Here is a 13,895-nt window from a genome sequence, read left to right on the forward strand (position 1 = left end):
CGCACCTTCTTTTAGCCGTTTACACTAATTGTAATTTCACTAATCGTTCTGCAATTTGAACAGAGTTCCATGCAGCACCTTTTAATAAGTTATCAGATACGACCCAAAGATGGAATCCTTTATCATTGTTTAAATCTTTACGGATACGCCCAACGAATACTTCGTTTTTACCAACTGCAGTTGCTGGCATTGGATATACTTGTTCTGCTGGATTATCTTGCAGAACAATTCCTTCTGCATTCGTTAGCAGATTACGCACATCTTCTACTGTTACACCTTCTTTTTCCACTTCAATGTAAACAGATTCAGAGTGACCAGATACAACTGGCAAGCGTACGCATGTAGCAGCTACTTCAAGATCTGGCATATGCATAATTTTCTTTGTTTCATTAATCATTTTCATTTCTTCAAATGTAAAGCCATTATCTTCAAACTTATCAATTTGCGGAATCGCATTAAATGCAATTGGATAATGCTTTTCATCACCTTTTACTGGTAAAACATTTGCTTTTGCTTCTTCACCGTTTAAAATGGCTTGTGATTGTTCATGTAGCTCTTCAATCGCAGCCGCTCCTGCTCCTGATACAGCTTGATATGTGGAAACGATTACTCGTTTTAAACCAAAGTTTTGACGAACTGGTTCAAGAGCAACTACCATTTGAATGGTAGAACAGTTTGGATTTGCAATAATTCCATTATGCTCTAATAAATCTTTTTCGTTTACTTCTGGTACAACAAGCGGAACATTTTCTGTCATACGAAATGCACTCGTATTATCAACAACGATTGCACCGCGTTTTGCTGCTTCTGGTGCTAATTGTTTCGATACAGATCCACCCGCACTGAAGAGTGCGATATCCACTCCTTCAAAACTTTCAGGAGTAGCCTCTTGTACCGTTACTTCTTCTCCCTTAAATAAAAGCGTTTTACCTGCAGAACGTTTAGATGAAAGTAACGATAGCTTTTCTATTGGAAAATTACGTTTCTCTAAAGTATTTAACATTTGTTCACCAACTGCGCCGGTTGCTCCAACTACAGCGACATGAAAAGATTTTTTCTTTTCCATCACTATGCCCCTTTCTAGGTACCAATCCTTCTATACTTAGAATAAAAAGGAGTAACAAATACTCCTTCTCATTCTTAATAGAATTAATTTTATCATATTCTGCGATAAGAATGATGGTTTCATGAAAAAAATTGTCTGTTTTTTGATTGTTAATTCATATACTTGAATTTTTCTACAACTACAGGTTGGAGTTGTTTCCCTTCTAGCGATTCAACAATTGTATCTTGTAATAATTCCATACGCGCTACCATAGAGTTCGGTTTATTATGCGGTGCATCTTGCCCAAATGGCACAAAATATATATTTTTTGTTGCCATAAGGCGCATCAAGTTCACACCATTTAACCCAAGAGCATCGTTCGTTGAAACTGCTAATACAACAGGCTTACCATTTCGCAAGGTAGCTTTAGCAGCCATTAATACAGGTGAATCTGTCATTGCATTCGCAAATTTACTCATCGTATTTCCTGTTAATGGTGCTATAACCATACAATCCAATGGAATTTTCGGACCTAGTGGTTCTGCCCCCACAATAGAATCAATTACTTTATAACCAGTTATCGATTCTATCTTCTCAATCCACTCTGCACCTTCACCAAATCTTGTGTTTGTCGTTTGTAATGTATATGATACAACAGGACGTACTTCCGCTCCATCCGCAACAAGTTTTTCTAAGTGTGGCATAACTTCTGCATACGTACAATGTGAGCCTGTTAATCCAAAGCCAATTCGTTTACCTTTCACACTCATTTTTTATTCTCCTTTCTTACGTCTACATCTGCTATTAATAAATTAGAAAGGACATTTGCGAGAATTTGTCCGGCTGTTTTCGGTGCAACAATCCCTGGAAGTCCAGGCGCTAACAAAGCCTTAATTCCTCGTTTTTCTGCATAGCGGAAGTCTGTCCCTCCAGGTTTAGAGGCTAAATCGATAATTAATGTATGAGCAGGCATTTTTGAAATTGCGCTTGCCGTTACAACAAGATGAGGGATTGTATTAATAACAATGTCAACATCGTGTACTTCTCGCTCTATATCTCGCATTTGAAATGGCGTGAATGTCATCTCAGTAATACGAGCAATATGTTCAGAACGTCGTGCACCTACTTTCACTTTCGCTCCTAATGACTGAAATGTTCTTGCTACACTCATTCCAGTTCTCCCAAAACCTAATACCATTACCGTAGACCCATGAATTGTATAATCGGTATGTTGAATAACCATCATAATAGTCCCTTCAACAGTTGGTATTGAGTTATAAATCGCTACATCATCACGATCAAACAATTTGACAAGTTTTCGATTCGTTGAAGAAGCAATTGTATCTAAGTAAGTGTTACTTATTCCTGAATATATCGTAAAATGGGCTGGTGTGTTTTCAATCTGTTCTTTTGTAATCATAACTTTTGCATTTGAAAAAATAGTATCAATCTTTCCATTCGCATCAGTTCCAGCTACCGGCAAAATAATGGCATCTAAAGTAGTAAAATCGAGATTTTGCATACTCTCTTTTGCTGATCCTGTAAATCCATGATCCAACTGATCAAAGCCTACTAATGAGAGTTTCGCATCAAGCTCAACTAGCTTACGAATGACTTCAAGCTGCCTTGCATCTCCTCCTATGACAGCGATATGAATATCAGTCAACATTCTTTTCTTCACCTTCTTTTTCTCTCATTATAAGAAAAGTGCCTACTTTTTCGTTTTCCTCCACATCATATGTAATGTACGAGTATAAGGTGATTGAAAACAACAAAGTAAGGATGATTTACACCTATAGGTTCTCATAATAAAAAAGATGACCGCAATGGTCATCTTTTAATTAGAATCTGAATAATTAACAAGATCAAAAATGATCATATCTTGCCCCACTTTTTTAATTCTACTCCACTCCACCTTGACTTCTTGTTGCCCTCGTTTAAATCCTCCCCATTTTCCAACTGGAATAATGAGCGCTTGAATCTTCCCATCTTTCTCATCAATCTCAAGATCGGCGTGCCCTAATACTCCCATTCGTTCCGCACGCTGTAAATCCACAATTTCTTTTCCACTTAGTTCACTTAATCGCATTCCATCCCCTCCTTATATATCATTTGGAATAGAAGATTTCTTTTATATTAAGTACCTATTCTAAACTTCAAAAAAAAATGCCTATATATAAGTTAAAAAAACGGCATAGAAACGGTCAGGTTCTTATCCTACCACATGCATGGTTTACAACAAGCAAAAACAAGGAACAGTTATGTTGCACTCTGCATAATACCAATTTATATACATAAATATTAAACCGAATATATAAATACAAATAAAAAACCGTTTCCTTAATAAGAAACGGTTTTTTATTTGTATTTATTTTTGACTTATCCCTTTTGGAAGCTCACCATTTGGGCTAATCAATGCTGCAGAAAACTCATCTGTAAACATATTACGAATTAATGTGTCTACATCTGTTTTTGTAACACTGTTTACACTTTCAATAATTTCATCTAAAGAGCGATGTTTTTTTAGAAGTAATTCATTTTTACCATTGCGGCTCATTCGACTATTTGTACTTTCTAAACTTAACATAAGATTTCCTTTTAGTTGCTCTTTACTATTAAGTAATTCTTTTTCTGTAATACCTGTATTTTTTAATGTATCAAGCGTTTGCTGAATTGTTTCGTACAACATATCGAGTTGTTGACTGCCCGTTCCTCCGTAAATTGTTAACATACCTGTATCTTCATAAGAAGAATGATAAGAAAATACAGAATATGCTAACCCGCGTTGCTCACGCACTTCTTGGAACAAACGACTACTCATACTGCCACCTAGAATATTATTCAATACAATCAGATTATAAACACTTTCATCACCCATCTGTAATCCTTTAAACCCTAGACATAAATGAGCTTGTTCTGTTTCTTTTTTGCGTGCTACTTTATTTGGATGGAAAATAGGATTATGTACTTGTTCACGATTTGTCGTTCCTTCATAACTTCCAAAATATTGTTCAACGTTTTGAACGAATGACTCATCAATGTTGCCAGCAATAGAGATAACGACATTTTCTGGCGTATAATGATCCTTCATATATTCACGAAGTGTATCACCAGTAAACGTTTCAAGCGTTTGTTCTGTTCCTAAAATAGGATATGCCAGCGGGTGCGTCTCATACGTCGCTTTCGTTAACATATCATGGACAATATCATCTGGCGTATCTTCATACATTTTAATTTCTTCAAACACAACATTTTTTTCTTTTTTCAATTCTTCTTCTACAAACGTTGAATTAAAGAACATATCCGCTAAAATATCAAGTGCATATTTCGCATGTTCATCTAACACTTTCGCATAGTAACATGTATATTCCTTTGATGTAAACGCATTAACTTGCCCGCCAATGCTGTCGAAGGATTCAGCGATTTCTCTAGCACTACGTGTTTTCGTTCCTTTGAAAAACATATGTTCTAAAAAGTGAGAAATTCCATTATTCTTTTCATTTTCATTTCGTGATCCTGCATGAATCCATACTCCAATTGCAACAGAACGTACTGTTGGAATATGTTCCATTACGATTCTTACTCCATTTTTACACGTATATTTTTTGATCAAAAGCCTTCCTCCTATTAACAATTTCTCTGTTAAAAAATTCTATTATATAATCATAACAAGTTTAAAGAAGAATGTCATGCAAATGTGTTTATTCAATACGCTTTTCATCTACTAAAGCAGATACGTTCCCTACAGTATATCCTTTTTCTTTTAGTTTTGAAATCAATGTATCAAGTGATTCTGCCGAAGAAGAAGTTGGATGCATTAAAATAATGGCTCCGGGATGCACTTTACTTAATACTCTCTGAAGTAACACGTGCGGTTCTGGATGCTTCCAATCAATTGTATCCACTGTCCACATTATCGTCCCCATTTGCAATTTTGCAGCAGTATGAACAACATCGTCACGAAAACTGCCACTTGGAGGTGCAAACCAACGCACTTTTTGATTCGTTGCCGCTTCAATGACTTGATTCGTTTTTTGTAATTGTTCTTGAATTGCAGAAAGCGATAACGTTTTCATATCAGGATGCGTATATGAATGATTTCCCACTTCCTGGTTAGCATCCGCAATCATTTTTGCAAACCGTAAATTTTCTTTCACCCATCTTCCCTCTAGAAAAAAAGTTGCTTTCACATTGTGCTTTTGCAGTATTTCTAACATCTTTGAAAGATATTCATTTCCCCAAGCAACATTAATGGTAAGTGCAATCATTTTTTTACTTGGATTTCCTCTATAAATAGGAGCAGGCGATAAGTCTGTTAAATGTACTTTGGGCGATACTTCTCGATATACCAATTGTTTCTCATCAAAACGCCCCTGTTTCTTCATGTTATCATAGGAAGCTCGGATATCTACTTCTTTACCATTATACCCCGGCGTCGCTTTCCACACCTTATCAATACATGCATTTTGCGGTGGAATCGCATACACTTTTGCTTTTTCTTCAATCTCTTCATACAAGCTGTCTTTTGCATATGATATATGCGAAACATGCATTGCAAAGAAGCATAGTATAACTATAAGTAAAATAATGCGAATTTTCATTAAGCACCCTCCAATAAAGTAAAACTCCCATCAGTCAAGGATCTTCCGTCCGCCGACTAATAGTTAGTCAGATTTCCCTTCTTTTCTTTTCATGTACACCTCGTCAAACGAAAGTAATAACAGTTTCTTTTCTTTTCATTTTTAATTTAAACGTTCTCATTAAAACTATACTCTGTTATATACAAAAAACCTTGAGATATATCCCAAGGTTTTTACATAATAAAAAAAGCTAAGGAAATTCCTTAGCTTTTTTGCTTATTCTTGTTCTTGTTCTTGTTCTTGTTTTGCTGCTTCTTTTTCCTGCTCTTCTTTAAGCAATACTTTTCGAGATAAGTTTACACGACCTTGTTTATCGATTTCGATAACTTTTACAGAAATCTCATCACCGATTTTCACAACATCTTCTACTTTCCCTACACGTTCAAGCGCTAATTCAGAAATATGAACAAGGCCGTCTTTACCACTGAATAATTCAACGAAAGCACCAAATTTTTCAATTCGTTTTACTTTCCCTAAGTAAATTTCACCTACTTGCACTTCACGAACGATATCTTCGATAATTTTCTTCGCTTTTTCGTTCATCTCTTGATCAATAGATGAAATAAAGACTGTACCATCTTGTTCAATATCAATTTTCACGCCTGTTTCTTCAATAATCTTGTTAATTTGCTTTCCGCTTGGCCCAATAACATCACGGATTTTGTCCGGATTAATTGTCATTGTAACAATCTTTGGAGCATATTGAGATAACTCTTTACGAGGCTCAGCAATAACAGATAACATATGTTCTAAGATGTGCATGCGACCAAGCTTAGCTTGTTGCAATGCCTCTTCTAAAATTTCACGAGATAAACCTTCAATTTTAATATCCATTTGAAGTGCTGTTACACCTTTAGCTGTACCAGCTACTTTAAAGTCCATATCGCCTAAGTGATCTTCCATACCTTGAATATCTGTTAAAATTGTATAGTGTTCACCTGACTTTACAAGTCCCATTGCAATACCAGCAACTGGTGCTTTCAGCGGAACGCCTGCATCCATCATCGCTAAAGTACTACCACAAATACTTGCTTGAGAAGTAGAACCATTTGATTCTAATACTTCTGATACAAGACGAACTGTATATGGGAAATCTTTTTCAGATGGGATAACAGGTTCAAGAGCACGTTCACCTAACGCACCGTGACCAATTTCACGACGACCTGGTCCACGCATTGGTCTTGTTTCACCAACACTAAAGGACGGGAAATTATAATGATGCATGAATCGTTTAGACTCTTCTACACCAAGACCGTCTAAAATTTGCACATCACCTAATGCTCCTAATGTACAAATACTTAATGCTTGTGTTTGTCCACGTGTAAACAAACCAGAACCATGCGTACGAGATAAAATCCCTACCTCTGATGCTAAAGGACGAATTTCATCACCTTTACGTCCATCTGGGCGGATTTTTTCAACTGTAATAAGACGACGTACTTCTTCTTTTACAATTTTATATAAAATCTCATTTACTTGTCCTAATGTTTCAGCATCAGCTTCTTGCGCCTCATAATGCGCTATAACACGCTTTTTCACTGCATTAATTGCATCTTCACGCGCGTGTTTTTCGTGCACTTGAATCGCTGAATGCATATCTTGCTCTGCCATTTCACGTACAACTTGATTAAGATCAGCATCCACTTCATAAAGTTGTACTTCTGTTTTATCTTTACCTACAGCCTGTACAATCTCTTCTTGGAATGCAATCAAACGTTTAATTTCTTCATGACCAAACATAATCGCTTCTAACATCGTTTCTTCAGGCACTTGATCTGCACCAGCTTCTACCATGTTAATCGCATCTTTTGTTCCGGCAACAACAAGGTGAATATCACTCTTCTCTTGTTGTTCAACTGTTGGATTAATAATAAATTCGCCGTCAATACGACCAACTGTCGCACCAGCAATCGGACCTTCAAATGGAATATCTGAAATCGATAATGCTAATGAAGAACCTAGCATAGCCGCCATTTCTGAAGAACAATCTTGATCAACACTCATTACAATGCTGACAACTTGTACTTCATTACGGAAACCTTCAGCAAAAAGAGGGCGAATTGGACGATCAATTAAACGACTCGCTAAAATCGCTTTCTCACTTGGACGACCTTCACGTTTAATAAAGCCACCTGGAATTTTTCCTACTGCATATAAACGCTCTTCATAGTTTACTGTTAGTGGGAAGAAATCTACATTTTTTGCCTCTTTTGATGCAGTTGCTGTAGATAGAACCGCTGTATCGCCATATCTTACTAAAACTGCTCCGTTTGCTTGTTTTGCAAGCTGACCTGCTTCAATTGTTAGCTGACGACCAGCCAAATCTATCGAGAAGACTTGCTTTTCCTGACTCATTTAAGTACCCCTCTCAATTTAAAATATTCAATTCTTCTATGTAAATGAATAATATATCACAATATTCTTCCTCTAGTATTACCGAAAATACAGTAAGCTATCAAGAGTAGAAGATATATTTTTACCTAACAAAAAAGCGGGAATATTCCCGCTTCTTTGACTATCGACGTAATCCAAGCTTTGTGATTAACTCACGGTAGCGAGTGATGTCTTTGTTACGAAGGTAAGTAAGTAAGTTACGACGTTTACCAACCATCTTTAAAAGACCGCGACGTGAATGATGATCTTTCTTGTGAGTACGTAAGTGCTCATTTAGAGTGTTAATTTGCTCTGTTAGGACAGCAACTTGAACCTCTGGAGAACCAGTATCAGTCTCATGAGTTCTAAATTGTGCAATGATTTCATTTTTACGCTCTTGTGTTAAAGCCATCCTATTTCACCTCCTAAGTATTATATCCCCAATTACCTAGCACACGTCGGTGAGTCGTAATGCCAAGCAAAGGTTATTGTAAAGTACATAAGATAGAATACTACTTTTCATTAGAAAAAGCAAGTATATTATTTGCACGGCTAAAATAATCTTCTGCCGTTCTTTTATCTTTTGCAATTTGTGCAACTAACTCATCTATTCCGTTAAACTTTTTTTCTTCACGAATGCGGATGTGCCACTCTACAACAACAGACTCATCATATATATCGCGCTGAAATTCAAATAGATGCACTTCAATAGAAAGCTGCTTTTCATTTTCCTTAAAAGTAGGTTTATATCCGATATTACATACACCTTCATGCCACTCATCATTTACGTTCATTCTAACAGCATACACACCAACAGGCGGCAAAAGATATTCATCACTTAAAGCCACATTAGCTGTTGGAAAGCCAATTTGGCGTCCTCGTTTATCTCCGTGAACAACTATGCCTTCAACTGTATATGGTCTTCCTAAAATAGCTGGGATTCGTTCCATTTCTCCATTACGAATATGCTTTCGTAATAATGTGGAACTTACTTTTTCTTCTTGAAATTCTACTTTTTCAATCACGGTTTGTGTAAACTCCCCTCTTGCATGAAATGGTAAAGTTTCCATCGTCCCTTTTCCTAGACGTCCGTATGAATAGTCAAAACCTGCTACTACATGCTTTACATTTAGCCCAATAATATATTCATCTACAAACTGTTGTGGCAGTAATCCAGCAAATGATTCATCGAATTTCACCACATACAACATATCAATCCCTAAATCTGCAATTACTTTTTCTTTAATAGATAACGGTGTAATATACTCCACATGCGCTTCTTTTTTCCCTAACACAACAGATGGGTGTGGATGAAACGTTATGACAGCACTTTTATATCCTCTTTCATCCGCTATTTTTTTTGCTGTTCGAATCACACGCTGATGCCCTAAATGAATGCCATCAAAAAATCCTAATGCCATTACAGTAGGTGGTAGTTCTATTTTATTTTGTTCGTGTGGATGAGTTAAATGAATAAGTTTCACGCTTGAATTCACCTTTTTCTGTAATAATCCTTCCAATTATCCATTATAGCTGTAATTCTTGATTATTCACAAGTACTTTCATCGGTTTCAACATATCTTGATGCTTTGGATGATGTTCATAAATTGCTAAACAACGCTCATTTTTATCAAAAATTGTGATGTATGGTGCTGTTATTTGTTCTTTATTCGGTAAAAACATACCATTCTTCACTTTTTCTGCTTGTTCCTCACTAACAATTATTTTTGGAAACTTACATAAAGCTTCATCAATTGAAATGAAGATAGATTCCACTGTTCCATTTTGCATGTTTTGCTCAATTTCTTCAAATGATATACAATCTTCTAATTTAAACTCTCCTGATGCTGTTCTTACAAGATCGGACATATGCGCTGGAAACCCAAGCTTTTCCCCAATCATAACTGCTAATGTTCTTACGTATGTTCCTTTACTACAAGTCACACGGAAACGGAAGGAAATTGTCTTCCCTTCAAATAATTCACAATTATCAAGTAAAGTAAATTCATGAATCGTAATTGTACGAACAGGACGCTCTACTTCTTTTCCCGCCCTCGCATATTCGTATAGCTTCTTTCCATTTACTTTTACAGCTGAGTACATCGGTGGTACTTGTTCAATTGTTCCTGTTAAGCCTGCTAATACGGTTTCTACTTCTTCACGCCTAATAACACGATTGACATCTTGCTTTGCAACCACTTCACCTGAAGCATCTTCTGTAGTCGTCGAAAATCCTAGTGTAACTTCGCCTTCGTACGTTTTTGTTTCACTCGTCAAAAATTGTGCAATTTTCGTGGCACGCCCTACGCAAATTGGTAATACTCCTGTCACATCCGGATCTAAAGTTCCTGTATGCCCTATACGTTTCTCCCTTAATATTTTTCTTAATTTAAATACACAATCATGTGATGTCATGCCTTTTGGTTTATGTAATAGTACTACACCTTCCATATATTCACCTCATCGTTATTCTTTTTGTATGTCAAACTTACTCTAGATTGAAAAAATGGATAGACAAATGTCTATCCATTATTCTTCACGTTTACCGTCTTTATTAATTTCATGTAAAAGTGTATCAATTCGATGACCGTATCCAATCGATTCATCAAATTCAAAGGAAATTTCAGGTGTTTTACGAAGACGAATACGTTGTCCAATTTCGGAACGAATAAAGCCTTTTGCCTTCGCTAAACCTTTTAATGTATTTTCTTTCTGTTCTTCGTCTCCTAAAACAGAAATATATACTTTGGCAATCTGTAAATCCCCACTTACTTGCACATCTGTTACCGTCACAAAACCGATACGTGGATCTTTAATCTTGCGACTAATAATTTCGCCTAATTCTTTCTTCATTTGCTCGCCCACGCGATTTGCACGTAGCTTCATAACTAATCACCTCATTCAATACCATTCCAATTGTGTTATCGTACGTTCAATTTCAGGAAATGAATCAATGTAGGCAAGTACACGATCCATTTCTTTTTCGCAGACAACACGATTTGAGGATACGGAAACAATCGCAATTTCTGTACGTTGCCATACATCTTGATGCCCAACTTCTGAAACAGATACATTGTAACGCTGTTTTACACGAGTTAAAACACGCTGTAAAATTGCTCGTTTCTCTTTTAAAGAATGCACATCATAGATTATACATTCGAATGAGAGTGAAGCGATAATCATCGCTTCACTTCTTCCATAATGTACGCCTCAATGATGTCCCCTTCTTTAAGATCATTATATCTTTCAATTGTAATACCACACTCATAGTTTTGGGCAACTTCTTTTACGTCGTCTTTGAAACGTTTTAACGTATCAAGTTGGCCTTCGAAAATAACTACGCCGTCACGAATGATACGCACGCCGCTATCACGTGTAATTTTACCATCTGTTACGTAACAGCCTGCAATTGTTCCAACTTTCGTTACTTTGAACGTTTGACGAACTTCTGCTTGACCAATTACTTTTTCTACGAATTCAGGATCTAGCATACCTTGCATTGCTGCTTCGATCTCTTCAATTACTTTATAAATAATGCGGTGCAAACGAATATCAACGTTTTCTAATTCAGCTGTACGCTTCGCATTAACATCAGGACGTACGTTAAATCCGATTACAATTGCATTAGATGCAGAAGCTAAAATAATATCAGATTCTGTAATTGCACCTACGCCAGTATGGATGATTTTCACTTTTACGCCTTCAACATCAATTTTACGAAGTGATGCTGCCATTGCTTCCACAGAACCTTGTACGTCTGCTTTCACAATCAAGTTAATTTCTTTTACATCGCCTTCTTTAATTTGTTGGAATAAATCTTCAAGGCTTAATTTAGATTTTTCACCGCGCTGTGCAAGCAATGCTTGTTGTGCACGTTCTTCACCGATTTGACGTGCTTTCTTCTCATCGGCAAATGCCATAAAGCGATCTCCCGCTTGTGGTACTTCATTTAAACCTGTAATTTCAACAGGAGTAGACGGACCTGCAACTTTTACACGACGACCAATATCATTTACCATCGCACGAACACGGCCGAATGATGTACCAACAACGATTGGATCTCCTACTCGAAGTGTACCGTTTTGAACAAGTAACGTCGCAATTGTTCCTTTACCTTTATCAAGCTGTGCTTCGATTACTGTACCAGTTGCATAGCGATTTGGATTTGCCTTATATTCTTCTACTTCACTTACAAGAAGAATCATTTCTAACAAGTTGTCAATTCCTTCACCTTTAATAGCTGAGATTGGTACGAAGATTGTATCGCCGCCCCAAGCTTCTGGAACTAACTCATATTCAGTTAACTCTTGCATTACACGGTCCGGATTTGCAGCTGGTTTATCCATTTTATTTACAGCAACAATAATTGGTACTCCAGCTGCTTTCGCGTGGTTAATCGCTTCAACTGTTTGTGGCATAACACCGTCATCAGCTGCTACAACTAGAATTGTAATATCCGTAACTTGCGCACCGCGTGCACGCATTGTTGTAAACGCTGCGTGACCTGGTGTATCTAGGAACGTAATTTTTTTGTCGTTTACTTCAACTTGGTATGCACCAATATGCTGCGTAATTCCGCCTGCTTCACCAGCAGTTACTTTTGAATTACGAATAGAGTCAAGTAATGTTGTTTTACCATGGTCAACGTGTCCCATAATTGTAACGACAGCCGGACGTTCTTTTAAGTTTTCTTCATCGTCTTGCTCGTCTATAAACGTCTCGAATTCTGTTTCACTAACAATTACTTCTTCTTCTACTTCAATACCATAATCACTAGCAATTAACTCAATTGTATCTTTATCTAAATCTTGGTTAATTGTTGCCATGATTCCAAGCATAAAGAGCTTTTTAATAATTTCAGACGGCTCTTTGCTTAATTTTTTTGCAAGTTCAGCTACTGTAAGCGTGCCAGAGAAAGTGATTCTGTCTGGTGTTTCTACTACTTGCGTTTGTTGTCTTCCAGCAAAGTTTTCTTGACGTTTGTCTTGATTTCCTTTGCCTTTTTTCTTATTCTTATTGCTGTTCTTTTTACTGCGAACAACTTTTTCTTCTACTTCAAACTCATCTGCAACAGAAGGTTTTTCTGCTCCGTCATTATATTGATTATCTAACTTGTTTACTACTTCATCATCTAACATCGCCATATGATTAGAAACCTCTATATTCATTTCTTTTAGTTTTGTAATAATATCCTTACTTGAGATATTGTGTTTTTTTGCATATTCATATACTCGAATTTTACTCATACCTTCACCCCCGGTAAGTTGTATCGAGCATGCTAAGCAGCTTTTTAGCAAAGCCGTCATCTAACACCGCTACAACGACTCGTTCTTCTCTCCCAATCGCATGCCCTAATTCTTGTCGATTTTCGACTTTTCTCATTGGTACGTTGTAGAACGTTGTTTTGTCCGTAATGCGCTTTGTTGTATTTGCTGACGCATCTTCAGAAAGCAATACGAGCTTTGCTTTACCACCTCGGACTTCTTTTAAAACAAGCTCTTCACCCGATATAATCTTTCGGGCCCGATTAGCCAGCCCTAAAAACGATTTCCAATTGGACACTTACTTCGACTCCTTCTCAACAAGCTCGATTAGCTCTTCATAAAGAGAGTCATCAATTTTCGCTTTTAGGTGATGTTCCAAAACATTTTTCTTTTTCGCTTGAGAAATACATTCTTTATCTTTTGATAAATATGCACCGCGTCCTGATTGTTTACCTGTTAAATCAATTGACACGACTCCCTCTTTGGAACGAACAATGCGAATGAGCTCGCGTTTTGATTTCATTTCTTGTGTTACCACACATTTTCGTAACGGAACTTTTCGATTGCTCACGT

General features: G+C 36.8%; 15 protein-coding genes. All 15 read right to left on the reverse strand.

Annotated elements, in window-relative coordinates; all coding sequences use genetic code 11:
- Positions 1-19: 19 nt before the first annotated feature.
- Complete coding sequence (asd, locus tag BR72_RS00170) at positions 20-1,066, reverse strand: aspartate-semialdehyde dehydrogenase (RefSeq protein ID WP_035428948.1); 1,047 nt, start codon at positions 1,064-1,066, stop codon at positions 20-22.
- A 149-nt stretch (positions 1,067-1,215) separates the two neighbouring features.
- Complete coding sequence (gene dpaB / locus BR72_RS00175; RefSeq protein ID WP_035428949.1) at positions 1,216-1,815, reverse strand: dipicolinate synthase subunit B; 600 nt, start codon at positions 1,813-1,815, stop codon at positions 1,216-1,218.
- Positions 1,812-2,714 (reverse strand): dipicolinic acid synthetase subunit A, encoded by a 903-nt coding sequence (gene dpaA, locus BR72_RS00180; protein ID WP_035428950.1) that lies wholly within the window; start codon positions 2,712-2,714, stop codon positions 1,812-1,814. Before dpaA ends, dpaB begins: the two co-directional genes overlap by 4 nt.
- A 168-nt stretch (positions 2,715-2,882) precedes the next feature.
- On the reverse strand, positions 2,883-3,134 hold the full coding sequence (locus BR72_RS00185) for a YlmC/YmxH family sporulation protein (protein WP_035428952.1): 252 nt from the start codon (positions 3,132-3,134) through the stop codon (positions 2,883-2,885).
- Positions 3,135-3,413: 279 nt separating this feature from the next.
- Positions 3,414-4,658 (reverse strand): M16 family metallopeptidase, encoded by a 1,245-nt coding sequence (locus BR72_RS00190; RefSeq protein ID WP_035428953.1) that lies wholly within the window; start codon positions 4,656-4,658, stop codon positions 3,414-3,416.
- Between the two features lie 88 nt (positions 4,659-4,746).
- Entirely contained in the window at positions 4,747-5,646 is a 900-nt protein-coding gene (locus tag BR72_RS00195) for a polysaccharide deacetylase family protein (RefSeq protein ID WP_035428954.1), read from the reverse strand.
- 255 nt (positions 5,647-5,901) lie between these two features.
- Entirely contained in the window at positions 5,902-8,040 is a 2,139-nt protein-coding gene (gene pnp / locus BR72_RS00200; protein ID WP_035428956.1) for a polyribonucleotide nucleotidyltransferase, read from the reverse strand.
- 160 nt (positions 8,041-8,200) lie between these two features.
- Positions 8,201-8,470 carry a 30S ribosomal protein S15 gene (rpsO, locus tag BR72_RS00205; protein ID WP_035428957.1) on the reverse strand — a complete coding sequence of 90 codons (270 nt, stop codon included), beginning with the start codon at positions 8,468-8,470 and terminating at the stop codon, positions 8,201-8,203.
- Between the two features lie 100 nt (positions 8,471-8,570).
- A complete protein-coding gene (gene ribF, locus BR72_RS00210) occupies positions 8,571-9,542 on the reverse strand; it encodes a bifunctional riboflavin kinase/FAD synthetase (protein ID WP_035428958.1) in 972 nt (323 codons plus the stop codon).
- 43 nt (positions 9,543-9,585) lie between these two features.
- Positions 9,586-10,509, reverse strand: coding sequence for a tRNA pseudouridine(55) synthase TruB (gene truB / locus BR72_RS00215; RefSeq protein WP_035428959.1), 924 nt, complete (start codon positions 10,507-10,509; stop codon positions 9,586-9,588).
- A 78-nt stretch (positions 10,510-10,587) separates the two neighbouring features.
- Positions 10,588-10,944 (reverse strand): 30S ribosome-binding factor RbfA, encoded by a 357-nt coding sequence (gene rbfA / locus BR72_RS00220; RefSeq protein ID WP_035428960.1) that lies wholly within the window; start codon positions 10,942-10,944, stop codon positions 10,588-10,590.
- Positions 10,945-10,959: 15 nt separating this feature from the next.
- Positions 10,960-11,241: a DUF503 domain-containing protein gene (locus BR72_RS00225; RefSeq protein ID WP_035428961.1), complete on the reverse strand. Its 282-nt coding sequence runs from the start codon at positions 11,239-11,241 to the stop codon at positions 10,960-10,962.
- Positions 11,238-13,304: a translation initiation factor IF-2 gene (infB, locus tag BR72_RS00230; RefSeq protein WP_035428962.1), complete on the reverse strand. Its 2,067-nt coding sequence runs from the start codon at positions 13,302-13,304 to the stop codon at positions 11,238-11,240. The genes BR72_RS00225 and infB overlap by 4 nt, the downstream gene beginning before the upstream one ends.
- A gap of 4 nt (positions 13,305-13,308) precedes the next feature.
- Positions 13,309-13,620 carry a YlxQ family RNA-binding protein gene (locus BR72_RS00235; protein ID WP_020059149.1) on the reverse strand — a complete coding sequence of 104 codons (312 nt, stop codon included), beginning with the start codon at positions 13,618-13,620 and terminating at the stop codon, positions 13,309-13,311.
- Complete coding sequence (gene rnpM / locus BR72_RS00240) at positions 13,621-13,893, reverse strand: RNase P modulator RnpM (RefSeq protein ID WP_020059150.1); 273 nt, start codon at positions 13,891-13,893, stop codon at positions 13,621-13,623.
- Between the last annotated feature and the right edge of the window lie 2 nt (positions 13,894-13,895).

Source organism: Bacillus sp. UNC322MFChir4.1, assembly GCF_000746135.1.
In the GTDB taxonomy this organism is placed as follows: domain Bacteria; phylum Bacillota; class Bacilli; order Bacillales; family Bacillaceae_G; genus Bacillus_A.